The 17030-nt window shown below is 44.9% G+C and carries 22 protein-coding genes; 8 read left to right on the plus strand and 14 right to left on the minus strand.

What is annotated here, in order from left to right; all coding sequences use genetic code 11:
* Position 1 precedes the first annotated feature (1 nt).
* The 7 genes from AOC06_RS04370 to AOC06_RS04400 are packed head-to-tail and all read right to left on the minus strand — an operon-like array spanning position 2 to position 4600.
* Positions 2-262 carry a DUF1289 domain-containing protein gene (locus AOC06_RS04370; protein WP_215381548.1) on the minus strand — a complete coding sequence of 87 codons (261 nt, stop codon included), beginning with the start codon at positions 260-262 and terminating at the stop codon, positions 2-4.
* Positions 259-1443, minus strand: coding sequence for a GNAT family N-acetyltransferase (locus AOC06_RS04375; protein ID WP_255880055.1), 1185 nt, complete (start codon positions 1441-1443; stop codon positions 259-261). Before AOC06_RS04375 ends, AOC06_RS04370 begins: the two co-directional genes overlap by 4 nt.
* Before the next feature lie 5 nt (positions 1444-1448).
* Entirely contained in the window at positions 1449-1835 is a 387-nt protein-coding gene (gloA, locus tag AOC06_RS04380) for a lactoylglutathione lyase (RefSeq protein WP_215381551.1), read from the minus strand.
* A 16-nt stretch (positions 1836-1851) separates the two neighbouring features.
* Positions 1852-2136 carry a BolA family protein gene (locus AOC06_RS04385; protein WP_215381554.1) on the minus strand — a complete coding sequence of 95 codons (285 nt, stop codon included), beginning with the start codon at positions 2134-2136 and terminating at the stop codon, positions 1852-1854.
* The gene (locus AOC06_RS04390; RefSeq protein ID WP_215381556.1) at positions 2133-2681 is read right to left on the minus strand and encodes a septation protein A; all 549 of its coding nucleotides are present in this window, start codon (positions 2679-2681) and stop codon (positions 2133-2135) included. Before AOC06_RS04390 ends, AOC06_RS04385 begins: the two co-directional genes overlap by 4 nt.
* Before the next feature lie 18 nt (positions 2682-2699).
* Positions 2700-3125 carry a peptide-methionine (R)-S-oxide reductase MsrB gene (gene msrB / locus AOC06_RS04395; RefSeq protein WP_215381559.1) on the minus strand — a complete coding sequence of 142 codons (426 nt, stop codon included), beginning with the start codon at positions 3123-3125 and terminating at the stop codon, positions 2700-2702.
* A gap of 8 nt (positions 3126-3133) precedes the next feature.
* On the minus strand, positions 3134-4600 hold the full coding sequence (locus AOC06_RS04400; protein ID WP_215381562.1) for a protein adenylyltransferase SelO: 1467 nt from the start codon (positions 4598-4600) through the stop codon (positions 3134-3136).
* Between the two features lie 79 nt (positions 4601-4679).
* Here AOC06_RS04400 and AOC06_RS04405 point away from each other — a divergent pair, with 79 nt between their 5' ends.
* The gene (locus AOC06_RS04405) at positions 4680-5162 is read left to right on the plus strand and encodes a PaaI family thioesterase (RefSeq protein WP_215381564.1); all 483 of its coding nucleotides are present in this window, start codon (positions 4680-4682) and stop codon (positions 5160-5162) included.
* A 7-nt stretch (positions 5163-5169) separates the two neighbouring features.
* Here AOC06_RS04405 and AOC06_RS04410 read toward each other — a convergent pair whose 3' ends face one another.
* Together AOC06_RS04410 and ygfZ are read right to left on the minus strand one after the other, a co-directional pair.
* Entirely contained in the window at positions 5170-6027 is an 858-nt protein-coding gene (locus AOC06_RS04410; RefSeq protein ID WP_215381567.1) for an NRDE family protein, read from the minus strand.
* 25 nt (positions 6028-6052) lie between these two features.
* Positions 6053-7057, minus strand: coding sequence for a CAF17-like 4Fe-4S cluster assembly/insertion protein YgfZ (ygfZ, locus tag AOC06_RS04415; protein ID WP_255880057.1), 1005 nt, complete (start codon positions 7055-7057; stop codon positions 6053-6055).
* Between the two features lie 17 nt (positions 7058-7074).
* Between ygfZ and mltG the strand changes: the two genes are divergently transcribed.
* From mltG to AOC06_RS04445, 6 genes are read left to right on the plus strand one after another with little or no spacing between them, the layout of a single operon-like run.
* Entirely contained in the window at positions 7075-8145 is a 1071-nt protein-coding gene (mltG, locus tag AOC06_RS04420; protein ID WP_215381572.1) for an endolytic transglycosylase MltG, read from the plus strand.
* Between the two features lie 5 nt (positions 8146-8150).
* A complete protein-coding gene (tmk, locus tag AOC06_RS04425; RefSeq protein WP_215381574.1) occupies positions 8151-8792 on the plus strand; it encodes a dTMP kinase in 642 nt (213 codons plus the stop codon).
* Positions 8793-8795: 3 nt separating this feature from the next.
* Positions 8796-9938, plus strand: a complete 1143-nt coding sequence (locus AOC06_RS04430; protein ID WP_215381576.1) for a DNA polymerase III delta subunit-related protein — start codon at positions 8796-8798, stop codon at positions 9936-9938.
* A gap of 11 nt (positions 9939-9949) precedes the next feature.
* Positions 9950-10738, plus strand: a complete 789-nt coding sequence (locus AOC06_RS04435; RefSeq protein WP_215381579.1) for a TatD family hydrolase — start codon at positions 9950-9952, stop codon at positions 10736-10738.
* Positions 10735-11439, plus strand: coding sequence for an ankyrin repeat domain-containing protein (locus AOC06_RS04440; protein WP_215381589.1), 705 nt, complete (start codon positions 10735-10737; stop codon positions 11437-11439). The genes AOC06_RS04435 and AOC06_RS04440 overlap by 4 nt, the downstream gene beginning before the upstream one ends.
* Before the next feature lie 53 nt (positions 11440-11492).
* Positions 11493-11996 (plus strand): ion channel, encoded by a 504-nt coding sequence (locus AOC06_RS04445; RefSeq protein ID WP_215381590.1) that lies wholly within the window; start codon positions 11493-11495, stop codon positions 11994-11996.
* Positions 11997-12010: 14 nt separating this feature from the next.
* Here AOC06_RS04445 and AOC06_RS04450 read toward each other — a convergent pair whose 3' ends face one another.
* The 5 genes from AOC06_RS04450 to hyi all read right to left on the minus strand — a co-directional run bounded on the left by AOC06_RS04450 (position 12011) and on the right by hyi (position 16277).
* On the minus strand, positions 12011-12601 hold the full coding sequence (locus AOC06_RS04450; protein WP_439650689.1) for an HNH endonuclease: 591 nt from the start codon (positions 12599-12601) through the stop codon (positions 12011-12013).
* A gap of 98 nt (positions 12602-12699) precedes the next feature.
* Positions 12700-13287, minus strand: coding sequence for a YqiA/YcfP family alpha/beta fold hydrolase (locus AOC06_RS04455; protein WP_215381592.1), 588 nt, complete (start codon positions 13285-13287; stop codon positions 12700-12702).
* Between the two features lie 22 nt (positions 13288-13309).
* Positions 13310-14209 carry a 2-hydroxy-3-oxopropionate reductase gene (glxR, locus tag AOC06_RS04460; protein ID WP_215381595.1) on the minus strand — a complete coding sequence of 300 codons (900 nt, stop codon included), beginning with the start codon at positions 14207-14209 and terminating at the stop codon, positions 13310-13312.
* 135 nt (positions 14210-14344) lie between these two features.
* Positions 14345-15286, minus strand: a complete 942-nt coding sequence (locus tag AOC06_RS04465) for a 2-keto-3-deoxygluconate permease (protein ID WP_215381598.1) — start codon at positions 15284-15286, stop codon at positions 14345-14347.
* Positions 15287-15497: 211 nt separating this feature from the next.
* Positions 15498-16277 carry a hydroxypyruvate isomerase gene (hyi, locus tag AOC06_RS04470; protein WP_215381601.1) on the minus strand — a complete coding sequence of 260 codons (780 nt, stop codon included), beginning with the start codon at positions 16275-16277 and terminating at the stop codon, positions 15498-15500.
* 128 nt (positions 16278-16405) lie between these two features.
* Here hyi and AOC06_RS04475 point away from each other — a divergent pair, with 128 nt between their 5' ends.
* A complete protein-coding gene (locus AOC06_RS04475; RefSeq protein ID WP_215288255.1) occupies positions 16406-17002 on the plus strand; it encodes a hypothetical protein in 597 nt (198 codons plus the stop codon).
* Positions 17003-17030: the final 28 nt, after the last annotated feature.

Below are 17030 nucleotides of genomic sequence, written 5' to 3' on the forward strand. Positions count from 1 at the left end.
TCTAGCTCTTATTTTCTTTAGCTTGGCGCTGAAAGCGCATTGCCGTTCCCTCTGCGCGAATTCTATTCCAGACCTGTGCTTTTTCATCGGGGCCAAAAAAGACCCAATTACTGACTTCGGCTAAGGTGCGTCCGCAGCCTTGGCAAATCTCATCGTATAGGGTGGTACAGACTCCGATACAAGGAGAGTCAGATTCTGCATCCCCTGTTGATAGGGAATTGGCGCTATTGCCCGCATTTTGAAGGTAGTTTTCGTTGCTCACGGAAGTACTGTATTCGATTTCAGAGGACTGTGCTCGGAGAGCTCATCTACGTAAGCTGCCATTCCGGCACTCTCCCGATGTAGAAAGTGTTTAACTGCTTTTGAAAATTGAGGGTTTGCAAGCCAGTGAGCAGATTTTAAGGTTTTGGGTAAAAAGCCTCTAGCCATCTTGTGCTCGCCTTGAGCGCCACCTTCAAAGGTCTGAATTCCTTCAGAGATACAGAACTCAAGGGACTGGTAATAGGCAGTCTCAAAGTGTAGGCAGGGAATATATTTGAGTGCACCCCAATAGCGTCCATAGACTTTACTTCCCGCTTTATCTACGACCAATAAAGAGCTTGCAATCCGTCTGCCTCCCTGGCTAGCGATGATGAGATGCAAATAACTTGGCATGTCTTTAGATAGCTTTAGCAAGAATTCAAGGTTTAAATAGGGACTCGAATGATGCTCTAAATAGGTTTGTGCATAGCACTCATAAAAGAATTCCCAATCTGCTGCAGTAGATTGTTCGCCAGAAATGTGTTCAAACTCGACTAGCTCTTTACGCACTTGGGCTCGTTCATGACGAATATTCTTGCGCCGTTTTTTATTCAAAGCCTCTAGGTATTGATCAAAGTCTTGATAGCCTTGATTTTTCCAATGAAACTGTACCGAATCCCGCAGCATAAAACCTTCCGCTTCCAGCAATTGAACATCATCGTCGCTGGGAAAAAGGATATGAATTGAGGATAGATCATTATCCAGTGCAACCCCTTTTAAGCCAGCAATCAATAATTTTTGAATGGTTTTGTGGTCTTCGCCTACCTTAGCCAAGACTCTGGCTCCCTGAACAGGGGTAAAGGGGATCGCGCTCAGTAGTTTGGGGTAGTAGGGTTTACCGAGTTGGTGATAAGCCTCAGCCCAAGCCCAATCAAATACAAACTCACCATAAGAATGTTGTTTTAAATAAAGCGGTATGGCCCCTACAAGCATTCCATGAGGGTCTTTGGCAATGAGGTGCGTAATTTGCCAGCCCGTATCCGCTCCAACACATTCTGCTTCTTCCAAGTTACTCAGAAAGGCATGCTTTAGAAAAGGGCCGGCATGAGGATGAAGCAGGGCATCCCACTGCTCGGGACTCACTTTAGAGAGACTATCTAGCAGCTCGAGACGATAGGGTAACTCGGTTAACTCCGCTTGCACTTCACTTATTCTTGAATTAACTCAATTTTGTATCCATCGGGATCTGTCACAAAGGCAATGATGGTATCGCCACCCTGAACGGGGCCGGCCTCACGAGTGACCTTGCCGCCGGCTGCTTTAATCTTGGTGCAGGCTGCATAGGCATCTGGAACCTGGATGGCAATATGACCATAAGCAGTTCCCATCTCGTAGGAGTTGACCCCATAGTTATAGGTAAGTTCAATCTCCGCCTGTCCCTCTGCATTGCCTTTGCCGAAACCAACAAAAGACAAAGCGTATTTTTGCTCTGGTCGTTCGGTTGTACGAATCAGATTCATGCCTAAGACCTTGGTGTAAAAATCTACTGAGCGCTGCATATCACCGACTCGAAGCATTGTATGGAGGATCATCATATGTTGGCTCGTTTTATTAGGATGCAATTTCATGTGGTGCAAATGCATGTATGCTCAGCGCATGAATTTCAGCGGGAATATGGTCTTTGAGAGCAGCATAGACCGCACGATGCCTTGCTACTGCACTGAGACCGCTAAATTCAGAGGCCACAATATGAATTCTGAAATGACCCCCACCACTCGCAGCGCCAGCATGTCCTGCATGTAGGTGGCTCTCATCTTGTATCTCAAGATGGGATAGTTTGAAGGCTATCTGTAAATCACTTCTGAAGCGCTCGATTCTCTGTTGATTGAGGTTCATTCGCTAACTTGCTCCATGTGTTTTGATAGCCACACGCCTTGCAAGATGATGAAGACAATGAGCAGACCAGTACTACCAAAGAGTTTAAAGTTAACCCAGGCATCTTCAGAATATTCAAAGGCAACATACAAATTAAGAGCGCCCATCAAAAAGAAGAAGAGCGACCAAGCATAATTTAACTTTTGCCATGCAGACTGTTGACTATGGGCTTTCAGGGTAATTTGCTTACCCATGAGTACTTGGATCCAATTCTTTTGAAAAAATTGTGCACTGATTAATAGGGTTCCAGAAAATAACCAGTAGAGCGCAGTAGGCTTGAGTTGGATAAAGGTTTTGTCATGCAGGAAAATAGTGAGACTTCCAAATACCACAATGAGCACTAAGCTAACCCACTGCATGGCATCAATTTTGCGATGACGATAGTAGACCCAGAGAATTTGACCTATGGTTGCCACCATCGCTACGATCGTTGCCGTATAGATGTCTGCCAACTTAAAGGCAATGAAAAAGAGGATGATAGGAAAGAGATCGAATAAGAATTTCATATACAGATTATGCCGTTATTAAGACGCCTCTTTCTGTTCTGGCTCTTGAGCGAGATCGCTCGGCTCAAAACGGAGTGAAGCAGAATTAATGCAGTACCTTAGACCGGTGGGGGCGGGGCCGTCCTCAAACACATGCCCAAGATGCGCATTGCAATTTGAGCAACGCACCTCGGTCCGAATCATGCCATGGCTTGAATCTTTAACTTCTTGTATAGCTGAAGCGTTTTCGGGGGCGTTATAACTTGGCCAGCCACAACCCGCATCAAATTTGCTACTAGACCTAAATAGAGGGGTATGGCAGCAAACACACTGGTATTGACCCTGATCCCAATGATCCCAATATTTACCAGTAAAGGGCCTCTCGGTTGCCGCTTCTCTGGTGACTTTGTATTCAATCTCGCTTAAAGCAGATTTATATTCAGCATCCGTTTTTTTCATGTTCATTCCAGTGATTAAGAGGAGCAACTAACTTCAACAGGACGATACTCTGAAGGAGGGGGATTTGCATAGGCTTCATTATTTTCTTGCTCATCAAATGGGTTTTCTAAAATAGCCAATAATTTACTGACTTCTGAGTAGTCCTGTATTTGAGCCTTTTCAATGGCATCTTGGGCTAAGTGATTGCGCAAAATGAATTTCGGATTGCAAGCATTCATGAGCATTTTTCTCTCTGCATCTACGCTATTTTCAGATTGAAGCCTCAAACCATAATCTCTAAACCATTCATCGATTACTGCAAGATGATTAAAAAGATCGCGAGCCTCTTTTGGCGGCTTGAGAAGAATAGAGTCGTAATTAGCCAGCTTTCTAAAAAAGAAGGTGTAGTCGACTCTAGCGTCATGCATCACTTGCAATAATCTTTCAATGAGGCTGATGTCTTCAAACTCTACCGTCTGCAGCCCCAGCTTTGCTCTGAAGAGACCCTGCCATCTCCCTGCGTAGAGCTTAGGGAATTCCTCTAAGGCGGAACGTAATAATGCTTGTGCTGTTTCGCTTGGGTGATTGATCTCTAAAAGCGGGCACATTGCACTGGCTAAGCACGCCATATTCCAGTGCATGATTTGGGGTTGACGATGATAAGCATATCGGCCACCGCTATCACTATGGTTGCAAACATGATCGATTTGAAATTGATCCAAGAAACCAAACGGTCCGTAATCAATCGTTAAGCCCAAGGCGCTAATATTGTCTGTATTTAATACGCCATGGCAGAAGCCGACAGCTTGCCATTGCGCTACGAGATCGGCACTTCTTGCGGAGATGGCCTTGAATAGCTCAAGATAAGGCTCTTTAGCAGCTCTACATTCTGGATAAAAATGGTCTATTAAATAATCAGCCAATTCTTGCAAGCGTTCTACTTTTTGTAGAGCGGCGTAATGTTCAAAATGCCCTATGCGGATAAAGCTAGGAGCAAGACGAGAGCACACCGCAGCAGTTTCTAGGGTTTCTCTTCGGACTGCTTGGTTTGAGCCTACTACAGCAAGTGCGCGACTGCTTGGAATGCCTAGACCATGCATTGCTTCGCTACAAAGAAATTCTCTGATTGAGGAGCGAAGCACTGCTCGCCCATCGCCCATTCGGGAATAGCGAGTTTTGCCTGCTCCTTTGAGCTGTAGTTCCTGGCCATTGATTTCTCCAAGCAAAATTGCTCTCCCATCACCCAAATGCCCAGCCCAGACACCAAATTGATGGCCACTATAGGCAGTAGCGATAGGACGGTCGAATGTTTTGTCGTCAAGATCTAATCGATTTCCGGCAAGTACTTCAAGCCATTTTGGATCGCTGGGGAGTTGTGCACGCCCCAAAGGAATATTGATCAGCTTAGCTGCGGAGGAAGAAAAAGCAACCCAATAAGGATCAGGTAAGGGGCTGGGATTGACTTGATGCAGAACATCGTCGCCTTGCAGTAAAAATGCCATAGTTCGTCTATTCTATGGGGATTCTGAAATCAAGGTTAAAGCTTCAAAACTATTTCTTAATAGTCTTAAAATCGATCTCATGACAACTCCATTACAAACTCAAACTTCACAGCAACTAGCCAATCTAGGCGAAGAATTGAATGTTCCTTTTTTAAAGCTACTGGGTGTACGTTGTATCAGTGCAGAGATGGGCAAAGGTGAAATCCTGCTTGCGCTCAAGCCAGAGCATAAAAATACTTGGGAGGTCGCGCATGGCGGTGTTTTATTGACATTAATGGATGTTGCTATGGCTGTCGCCGCACGCTCAGCTGATCCTGCGGATCGAAGCGTGGTTACGATTGAATTGAAGAATAACTTTATGCAAGCAGCGAACGGCATCTTGCGAGTGAAGGCTGAGACTGTACGTAACACTGCCACGATGGCATTTTGCGAAGCCAAGCTTTATAACGATCTGGGTGAAACCTGCTGCATGGCAACGGGTACGTTTAAATATCTAAAGCGCTTACCATCACGCAATGCCGCAGGAGAGCGGGTCATTAACGACGATCTACGTTGGGAATAGATCCGAATTAAACCGATAAATTAGAGCCGGATGCATTGCTCAGCACGCCCGTGATGACATCATGACCGACGGTTCCATTGGCATCAAAGCGCCGCTCCACCATTTCAAAAGCACCGTCTTTGCGAACCCTTAAAAGCGTACTGGATCGGGTGCCATAGGAAGAGGTTTTGACAAAAGCAGGTGAGAGGGCTTTTTCCCAATCCTTACTCACGCCAGTAGAAGGCAATTCATGGTCATTGGCCACGTGAGTGTCGGCCAATAAGCGCAAATACTGATCAGCGTTTTTGAGTCCGCCATGATCCATGGCCAATGTTTGAGCAAATGCCGCTATCCGGTGATTGACTTTAGGCCATGGTGTATCCAGCATGGCATTGGAGAGCCCGTAGACTCCCGGGCTTAGAGGGTTTTCAGGAAACACCTTCCGCGGACGAATTTGTTGACCCATCATGAGACGATTGCTAACCCAGTGCATCTCAGCGTTTTCTGGATTACTGAAATCAGCCATCAGGAGATTAAAGCCGTTGTATTGGTCAAAGCGCTTGCCATGAGTCTGAATAAATTCCTGGGGGTGCTCCTTGCCCGCTAAATACATCAGGGATAGTTCGCCACGGGTTCGCGTATCCGGTCTTTTTTCACTGGGGGCTCTGACATTTGTTAGGGCGGCAAAACGACCAGTTTTGGCAAAACCTAACCATGTTCCTGGGCTGCCAAGCACATCGGCTTTATCCCTGCCTGCCAAGACCTCCGGATGCTCCGGCCACCAATGCATCGCTTGGGTATCGCGCTCATAAAATTCATCACGATTTGCAGCTACCACCAAAGGGTAGTCTGGATGCGATTTCCAGGCAAAGAGGATTAGGCACATATACGCAAGCTAAAAGGATGAAGGATTAGATTTCGATCAAAGGGTAAGGCAACGAGTCTATTTTTAACACAGGCCCATCGATACTTCCCAAATGGATATCCCCATTTTCGAGCGCCTCTAGCTTTATCTCTATTTGCAGGTCAATCCTGGAGGGTGCAAATGGATTTTTTGCAGAAAGCACAACCATGCCGGCTGGTTGGTTTGGATCTTGCGAATGAAAAACTTCGGTGCCAGGGGCATGGGCGACAGTGTCTAGATCGTGATGTAGAAGCCGAGCTAAATGAAGACGTCTCTTGATTGCGCCCCGATATTGGCTCCTCGCTACGATTTCTTGTCCTGGATAACAACCCTTTTTGAAATCGATACCTGCAACAGATTCAAAATTGATCATTTGAGGCACAAACTGCTCCTGGGTTGCCATCACAATTCTGGGTATGCCACTTAATACCTCAAGATCATTCCAGAGCTCTAAATTTTTGCTTTGCTTATGGGTATTGAGAAGGGGCTGTTTTGGTCGGGCAGAAATAATGCGCTCAAAAATATCTCCATCAACTGTAACCGAAGGTAGTTGCAGTGAAATTTCATCAGGATTACCTAGGTATGGTGTTTTAGTATCGCGTATTAGATGACCCTCTACATCCCAGCTATCCGAAACATCTTTAACGGTCAGTTTAGATCGCAACACATACATGCTCAGTCGCTTTGCGGTACTTGCCGCAATATCTCTGGAGATCAATAGCCCATAGCGCTTAATTTCCTCTCCGCCCACTATATTTACCTGCAAGAGTAACCATGCGCTGGCTAATAAGCGGCCTTTGGGGCTACAGTAGCCCACCAAACGAACTTGAGCGCTGCCATGGGCAGCTTGACTGCCTTTAGCCGACTCTAAGCCTTGAACCGAATTGGTGAGCTGGTTTTGCAGGAATTGCTCTGAATCAGGTCCCTCCACCAGAATAAGGCCCCAATCGGATAAGGGGGTGCTCTCCCAGAGAGCTGAGTTGTCTGTTTTTGTAGTTGAAATAGGGTTCACGCTTTTATCATAGCGTGATGAGTCAAAAATTTCAGAAAATGAATTTATTAAACCTAAAAAAGCAACCAACATGGGTTATCTGGTTGTTTGGCACATTGATTGGTTTATTAATCTTTTTTTATGCCGCGATATTCCTCATTACTGTTGTTCCGACAAATCCAAATTTTTCAGATGGTTCAGGCTATAAAGTCAAAATTCAACCCAAATCTGGTCTCAATTCAATTGCGATGCAAATGCAAGATCAGGGTCTTGCCGTTAATCCTGTGGTGTTTCACATCAGTGCCAGAGCGCTATTTGTTGGCTCAAGACTAAAGCCAGGCACCTATCTTTTTCCTCTAGATGCCGGATTGGGAAAGATTTTGTTACAAATGGCTAGGGGCGATCGGGTACGTGAGAGCGTTTCAATTATCCCAGGCATGACTATTTGGCAGGTGAGGGCATTAATCGATGCGCATCCTGCTTTGAATCATCAAACCCGGTCAATGAGTTCTAGAGAGTTGCTCGCTCAATTGCATTTAACTTACCCAAGTTTGGAGGGGGCATTTTTTCCCGATACCTACGTGTTCGATCCAGATGAAATGGATCTCATGATTTATCAGCGAGCAGCACAAGCAATGCAAAAACAGCTTTTATCCGCTTGGTCTGAAAAGACTGCAAGCAGCCCACTGAAGACGCCTTATGAGCTCCTCATATTGGCTTCGATTATTGAGAAAGAGACCGGTAGGGCTAGTGATCGCAATTTAATTGCTGCGGTATTTTTAAACCGCCTCAAGCTAGGAATGAAACTGCAGACGGACCCAACGGTGATTTACGGTATTGGCCCTAAATTTGATGGAAATCTGCGTAAAGCCGACTTGACCCGAAACAGTCCCTACAATACCTATATGCACAAAGGTCTACCCCCTACGCCGATTTCAATGCCAAGCAAGGAGTCTTTGCTGGCAGCCGTTACACCTTCCAATAGCAAGGCACTTTTCTTCGTGGCGAAAGGGGATGGAAGTAGCCATTTCTCTGCGACTCTTTCTGAGCATGAAGCCGCGGTTGATCAATATCAGCGCAAAAAATCATTACAAAACTCGCCACATTAATTGATATGACTACTGCCTCTTATCCAGGATATTTCATTAGCTTCGAAGGTATCGATGGGGCAGGGAAGAGTACGCATATTGATGCCTTTGCCAATCTTCTAAAACAACGTTTTCCTGAGCGCGAAATTGTACTGACTAGGGAGCCTGGTGGAACTGAACTAGGCGAACAATTACGCCAGTTGCTTCTGAATGCTCCAATGAATTTGGAGACTGAAGCCTTGCTGATGTTTGCGGCGCGGCGCGAGCACTTAGTTCAAATCATTGAGCCAGCTTTGTTGGCCGGAAAGATAGTGATCTCCGATCGTTTCACGGATGCTAGCTTTGCCTATCAAGGCGGAGGGCGAGGTCTAAGTATTGATAAATTAAATGCGCTTGAGCAGTGGGTGCAAGGTAAACAAAATCAAACCATCTTGCAGCCCAATCTCACTATCTTGTTTGATCTACCAGGATCGATTGCTGAGGCGCGTCGCTCTAAAGTGCGAACGCCTGATAAATTTGAGCAAATGGACCTTGATTTCTTTGAGCGCGTGCGTCAAGAGTATCTGCGTCGTGCTAAAGCAGATATGAATCGTTTTCACATTGTTGATGCGACTCAAACTCAGGATCTGATTTGGCAGGACCTAGAGCAACTTTCTTTACAAATCTAGTTCATGCTCAATTCATCATCTCAATCGGAAGTAACGAGACCTAATATCCCACCTTGGCTAGAGCCACTATGGGGTAGTGTGGATTTAAATCATTTTCCGCATGCGGTTTTATTTCATGGCCAACCTGGTATTGGGAAATTTGAGTTAGCGATTGAGTTAGCAAAGGCACTACTTTGTGAATCCACCTTAAGCACAAAACCCTGCAATAGCTGCGAAGCCTGCCATTGGTTTGATTCTGGTAATCACCCTGACTTTATCGCCTTAGTGCCCGAAACACATCAGAAAAGATTGCCTAGAGGAGATTTTGATTTTGATGCAGAGGCGCCAAAGAAAAAAATAGCTAGTGCTGATGATGATGAAACGTCAGATAAAAAAGCAAAGAAAAATGTCGCGATTGAAGATACGCGTAAGGCAATCGAAGGTCTCTCCATCGGAGCGCACAGGGGTGGCAATCGAGTGATCTTGATTTATCCATTAGAGTCCCTTCGACCTGACTCTGCTAACACTTTACTCAAGTCTTTGGAAGAGCCGCCTGCTCAGACGATTTTTCTGCTGCTCGCTGATCGCCTTGAAAGGGTGCTTCCCACTATCCGCTCTCGTTGTCGCTTGATCGCTGCCCCAAGACCTGATCGCGAGACTGGTTTGGCTTGGTTAAGAGTTCAAGTACCTTTGGCTACTGGTGCTAAGTTAAATGAAGATGAGCTCGAATCAATCTATGACGAGCAAGGTGGTGCGCCATTCTCTGTATTGAACTCCTTGCTGGCCAGACATCATCAAGACGATAAGGATGAGCTCTCTATTTCTATTCAGGCATCGAGAGTTTTGCTACAGGGTTTATCGCAAGGGGGACGCATTCAATCCTTAGGGATCGCTGAAAAGATTCATAAATCACAGATGGGCCCCTTGCTCACCTCAGCGCAACGTTGGGTTGCCGATTTATTAGCAGTGATAGAAGGAGGCAATGCGCGCTATTTTCCCAAGCATCAAACGCATCTTCTCGCCCTCAGCAAACAGGCCCGCCTGGTTAAATTGCTTCGCTTTTGGAAACTCTTAACAATTACCCGTCGTCATGAAAACCACCCTCTAGCAAATCGGGTTCAGCTAGAAGCTTTGCTTTCTAACTACCAGCAGATCTTTGAAGATTAAAATTCAAACCCATGTTTATAGACTCCCATTGCCATCTCGATTTTCCTGAGTTTCGGTCTAGATTGCCTGAGGTTCTGGGAAATATGGAAAAAGCCAATGTGAAGCTTGCCTTATGTGTTTCAGTCGACCTGCCTGACTTTCCCAAGGTGCTTAAGCTGGCTGAAGACTATCCTCATCTCTATGCTTCGGTTGGGGTTCATCCAGACTATGAGGACACTCCAGAGCCAACTATTGAATTCTTAGTCGAAGCTGCACAGCACCCTAAAATTGTTGCGATTGGTGAAACTGGCTTGGATTACTACCGAATGGGCGACCGGAGCTATCAGTCAATGGAGTGGCAGCGTGAACGTTTTAGAACCCATATACGGGCCGCTATCGCCTCTAGACGCCCACTCATCATTCATACTCGCTCTGCCTCTGAGGACACCCTCAGAATTCTTGAAGAGGAGGGCGCCAGTCAGATTGGCGGGGTAATGCACTGCTTTACTGAGAGCCTAGATGTAGCCCAAGCTGCTATAAAAATGGGCTTTTTTATCTCCTTTTCAGGCATTGTGACATTTAAAAGCGCGAAGGATCTACAAGAGACTTGTCGTCAAGTACCCCTTGATAAATTATTGATTGAGACGGATTCACCATATTTAGCCCCAACTCCATATCGTGGAAAAACCAATGAGCCTGCATGGGTCGCCCAAGTTGGTGAGTTTGTGGCTGATTTAAAGGGGGTTTCTGTTGATCAATTGGCCAAACAAACTTCTGATAATTTTTTTGAATGTTTTCATATAGATAGAGAATCTTCTTGAAAATTTACTTTAGATTTTTTATCTTCATTATTTATATCGGCTTCTCATTATTTGGGCATGCAAGAGCTCAAACACCATCCCAGATTACCGATTTCACAAAAGCAGCCAAGTTTGATGACATTTCTGAGGTGAAGTCCCTTGTTAATGCTGGTGTTAGCGTCAATTCTGTAGACCCTAAAGGCGACCCCATGTTGCTCTTAGCGGTTAAAGATAAGTCGTTAAAAGTCTTTGAATATTTGCTATTAAACCCCAGTATTGATGTTAACAAGACCAATTCCTATGGAGAAACACCGCTAATGATGGCGTCAATTGATGGCGACCTCGAAATGGTGAAAGTACTGGTTGAGAAAAGTAAGGCTGATATCAATAAAAGCGGCTGGAATTCCTTGCTGTATGCCTGCTCAAAAGGTCAACTTGAAGTAGCCAAATACCTTGTTCAGCACGGCGCTGATATTAATTCTTTAAGCACAAACGGCAGCACACCGTTGATGATGGCGGCCATGTCAGGAAATGAGTATTTAGTTAAATATCTTCTAGATCAAGGCGCCGATTTAAAGTTACGCAATGCTTTGGGCTACAGTGCCATTGATATGGCTGCACAATATGCCCATCCATGGATAGATGAAGGCCTAGTTTCACGCTGGCAAAAGCTCTATAAAGAGCCATATCCAGGCGGCCCTAAGCCATATCGTGCTAATTGATCCTCTATTCAATTTGCGTATAATCATTATTATGTCAAACAAGATTAATCTCTATGAATATTGAAATACTCCACACCTTAGAGAGCTTTAAAACTGTCTATACCCAGGTTGTTCAAGAATCAGGCAATAGCGACATCTGGATTATTGCTTTAGCTACCGCTGTCACCCTGGCTATTCATAGTTTCATTGTTCTCGCTATTGCTGGGGTTTTTCACAATCTAGATAAAAAGATGAAGGATCGCCATATTTATGGGGGTAATTTCGTCGCTTACTTCGTGGCAGTCATGCTGATCGTTTTGAGCCACTTATTACAAATCATGACGTGGACTTATATTTGCTTGGCATTTGAGGTGCTCCCAGACAGCGCTAAAACCTTCTTCTTTGCTGGCGAGATGTACACCACTGTCGGATACGGAAATTATCATTTGAGTCACAAATGGGAAATACTCCCCATTTTTATTGCTTTCACAGGCTTATTCGCTGTATCAACTTCTGGAGCAGCGCTTTACTCGATGATGGGTGCTCTGGTGGACCGCGGCAATAATCAAAAAACCTGAGATCTAAAAGAATCTCAATCCCAGTGGATGTCCGGACTTTCTAAGCCTTCAAGTAAGCGGCTATTCTTAGGTAAATTCGCCGCCAAAAAATCCATTTGGTCCGCAAGAATATTGCGCCCTTTAAGAATCATGTCCTCATAAAGACTTGGCATGTAGGGGGCATAAAGTAAACTCATCCCTGCATTTTCTGGGGTACGATTTCCCTTCTTTTGATTGCATGGACGACAAGAGATAACGAGATTCATCCAGGAGTATTTACCGCCGCGACTGTTGGGAACAATATGCTCTGCTTCCGCATCGCCCTCGTGAATGCGTTCCCCGCAGTATGCGCACAAACCTCGATCGCGCCGGAATAACTTTCGCTTGGTGATGCCAGGAATGACATCAAAGAGATTAATTTTTGCTGAACCTTTTACGGCGATGATCGAATGCAGCTCAATAACGGATTGAAGCCCGGTTGCACGAGAGATGCCGCCGCGCATTTTTAGAATGGGGTCACCAAGAGTCCAAAGCACGCTGTTATCAGCATAATGCTTGGTAGCTTCTTCTGCAATGACCCAGCACTGAGGGATACCCCCAGCATCTAATTTCAAAATGCTCAGCACAACCTCTCCTTTCTAGACCATGGCGTATTAGCCATCTGTCGTTTGATTCATCTTACCGAAGAATCATGACCTAAGCAATAAAACTGCCTGGAGAAAGTTTATGCTGCAATAAACCGAATCACTTCAGGCAAATACTCTACGTATTCGGAGATGCCATGATCGCTGCCCTCTAGAACTAATTGGCTAGCACCGGGATAAAAATTGACCATTTCTTGCCAATCTAAAAGCTCATCGCCCTTGGCCGCAATTAAAAAATATCGCTCTGCTTGAGTAATCTTGCCTACTTGCAGAGCATTTAATTCATCAATATATTCAGGTCGAAAATCAAAAGGCTCGTCACTATCGTAGGCTGTCATCATTCCGACATGGGGAGCCAATTCGCGAGGGGCATAGACTGCAGGATTCAAGACAACTGCCTTCGCTTGGTATTTCTCAGCCAGATAATTGGCATAAAAGCCCCCTAAGGATGAACCAATAATGACCAATCGGTCAGCACTACTGCCATCAATATGCTGGGTCACCATCTCCATGCTGAGTTTTGGTGAGGCTAGTAATTGAGGACAGTACCACTCGTAAGGGTGTTCAGGGGATGAAATGACTTCAATCCCCTGCCCTGTCATAACGGCCTTACTCGATCTGGGTGATGAGCGAAAGCCATGCAAATACACAACTAGAGTAGATGGCATCACTTATCTAGTAAACAAACCATTACGCTTTTTGACCGATTTCAAAGTTCGCCAGTTTCTCTAAGGCCTTCACCATTGCTGAGTGATCCCAAGCCTTTCCGCCATATGCTGAGCAGGAATTAAACAAGGCTTGAGCGGTAGCAGTATTTGGCAATGAAACGCCTAACTCTTTAGCGCTATTGAGAGCTAAGTTCAAATCCTTCTGATGGAGCTCAATTCGAAAGCCAGGATCAAAGGTTCTCTTAACCATACGTTCGCCATGGACTTCCAAAATTTTAGAGCTTGCGAATCCTCCCATGAGTGCTTGACGAACTTTTGCTGGATCTGCGCCAGCCTTAGCTGCAAACAAGAGCGCTTCGCCAACCGCCTCGATATTCAGGGCAACAATAATTTGATTGGCAACTTTAGCCGTTTGACCATCACCATTGCCGCCAACTAAATTGATATTTTTTCCCATGAGCTCAAAAATAGGCTTGATGCGTTCAAATACAGCTTCGTCGCCACCCACCATGATGGACAGCGTGGCATTTTTAGCTCCAAGCTCGCCACCGGATACAGGTGCATCTAAATAGTCACAGCCAAGCGCATTGATCTTCTTAGCAAATTCTTTGGTCTGGATTGGAGAGATCGAACTCATATCTACAACAACTTTGCCTTTAGACAAACCAGAAGCAATACCATGCTCACCAAACAACACTTTTTCGACGTCTGGTGTGTCAGGCACCATCGTAAAAATAATATCGGCATGTTGAGCAACTTCTGCTGGAGTTTTGCATTGGGTTGCATTAGATTGAGCAATATCTGCAGGCACCTTGCTTCTAGTACATACAAATACGTCATGCCCAGCTTTAATTAAGTGTCCTGCCATAGGCGCACCCATGATGCCTAAGCCTACAAAGCCCAACTTTAATGTATTACTCATTTCCAAAAACCTCTTCAAAATTGTGGAGAAAAAATTTGCTCAAGACCCCTATTCTAGTGCCATAGGCGTTATAAATGAATGAAAAAAGCGCAAGATAGTTAGTCTTGCGCTCATGAATCACTAAGAACGATAGCCTTACTGAGATTCAGCTTTCTTTTTGTTTTGGCGATAGATAAATGCCGTCAATATCGGTGTCAAAACAGCGGTAACAATGACAGATGCTGCCACTTGAATGGTTGCAATTGGAGCAATCGCAGCAAATGAGGGGTCGGCCAGTGCAACAGCTTGAGGCGTACCAGTTGCGTTACCCGCGGTGCTTGACGCAGCTGCACCGGCAACACCAGAGCCGCCCAATAATCGATCAGCCAGGATACAAACAATCCCTGTAATCACCAGCACAGACAAGCCCAACAAAATTCCTGGAATACCAGCAGTCATCACGGCCGAAAGATTAATACCCTGCCCCAATGTGAATGCCATGAAAGGAATGATGATTGGCTCATGCTTACCAAAGAAATCACGTAGATCTGAATCAAGATTTCCAAGAATTGCACCAGCAATAATTGGTGCGATGACAGAGAACATGGTTAACCAAGGAATCACAGCCAAGCCAGCCCCGACTAGGACCAGCATGGTAAGGAATGGGCCTGTTTCGATACTTTGTGGTACATAAGTTCCTGCGTCTTCTTTATTGCCAAAGGTACTAGTAAGAGCAAGGAACATACCGCCATTCGTATCGTTCATGGCCGCTAATACTGCTAGGGTTGTTAGGCCAATGATGTCGCCATTAAAGAAATGGGCGATGCCGAGTGCAACCAAAATAGCAACCCCAACCTTTGCAAATAAAATACCAAAACCCCGCTTGAGCATGGTTGGCGCTGCGTTCAAAGTCATTTTGGTACCAACAGTAAAGAGGTACATCGCTAAAAAGGTTGGATAACCTTGATTGGTCAGCGCTTGAGTGAAGCCGCCAATCTTCATGGCATTTGGTGCAAACGTATTCAGGAGCATACCGATAAACAATGGTACGACCATCAATCCGCCTGGCACCTTATTAATCGCTTGATAAATTTTCATATAAACAACCCTTTAAATAAATTTGTCCCAGAGGCAATGTGCCTAGTTTTTATTATTCATACTCAGTACTGCAGGGGTTTAATCCCTGCTGCGGTTCTATTAAATATGATTTGTACAGGTTTATTTATTGATTTAGGTCAATGCCTAGCGAAAACACCTAGTAAATAACTAGTCGCAGATACTGCGCTGCAACAGATAAATCAATGGAAAACTACCTTATCTGTTCTGTCATCCAGCCTAGACCACTGAATGTGTCACTAGCTGGCTTGTATTCACAACCGACCCAGCCTGTATAACCAATTTTTTCAAGAAAACGAAATAAATAAGGGTAGTTAATTTCACCGGTTCCAGGCTCATTTCGCCCAGGGTTATCCGCTAATTGCATGTGTGCAATGCGATGAAAGTATTTTGTGATGGTATTGGCCAATTCTCCTTCCATGCGTTGAGCATGATAGATATCGTATTGAAGGAAAAGATTATCTGCCCCTACCTCATCCAAAATGCTGATGGCTTGCTGAGTGCTGCACAAGTAAAAGCCGGGGATATCGTATTGATTGATTGGTTCAACGAGTAATTTGAGGTGATTCTTTTTGAGCTCAGCAGCTGCGAAACGAAGATTGTTAACGAAAGTTTGATGTAGCAGCTTGTGATCAACGCCAGGAGGGACTTTACCGGCTAGGCAATTTAACTGGTCCACACCCAAAACCCCAGCATAGCGAATAGCCTCGGCAACTCCAGCTTTAAATTCCTCCACACGATCAGGTAAGCAAGCAATACCCCTCTCCCCGCCGTCCCAATTACCAGCCGGTAAGTTATGCAGTACCAGTTTCAAGTGGTATTGATCCAGCTTCGCCTTAATTTCCTCTGCAGGTATGCCATAGGGAAACAGGAACTCAACCGCCATAAATCCTGCTTTTGAAGCTTGTTCAAACCGGTCAATGAAAGGAAATTCGGTAAACAACATGGTGAGATTGGCTGCAAAGCGGATCATAAGAACCTTTTAAAATAGGCATTAAAGTATCCTAGATCTTATCAAATAAGGGCGTTCAATTTGAAAAGCTATATGTTAAAAATGCGCTAAGATCTGAGCAGACCCACATGTTTCCTCTAAGGATTGTTATGAAAACCGATCAACACCCACTTACCTACTTACTGGCATCGACATGTCTTTTTGCATCCCTAGCCTTTAGTCAGCCCCCTGCCGCTGCTGATAAGCCTATGGAGATCGATGCGGCTGTGACGCAGAATCGTTATCAATTATTTGAAGGTGATGTCATTGGTGTCAATCACAAAACCAGAACGATCACATTTAAAAATAAAGATGGAGTTTCAAAGTTTGTAGCGGGTCCTGATGTCAAAAACTTTGATCAGATTAAGAAAGGCGATCACCTAAGCATGACCTATGAGCTAGGCGTTGCTATTGACTTAATTAAAACAAAAAGTGATGGCGTTCGCAGCAAAGTAGAAACCACAACCTTGTCTCAAACTAATGGCGACAAGCCTTCTGAGAAGCTGACCAATAAAACTACCATCATCGCAGACATTGTTGCTGTAGATCGTGAAAAAAAACTCGTGTCAGTAAAAGGGCCTAGCGGTAAAGTAACAACTGTGAGCGTTACCAATTCTGTCTTACTCAATGATGTCAATGTGGGCGAACAAGTTAAAGTTGTTTACACCGATGCGATGGCTGCCTCAATTACCCGTTCTAAAAAATAATTTGTAGTAGATGTTACCAAGGCAACTC

This window comes from Polynucleobacter paludilacus (genome assembly GCF_018687595.1).
In the GTDB taxonomy this organism is placed as follows: domain Bacteria; phylum Pseudomonadota; class Gammaproteobacteria; order Burkholderiales; family Burkholderiaceae; genus Polynucleobacter; species Polynucleobacter paludilacus.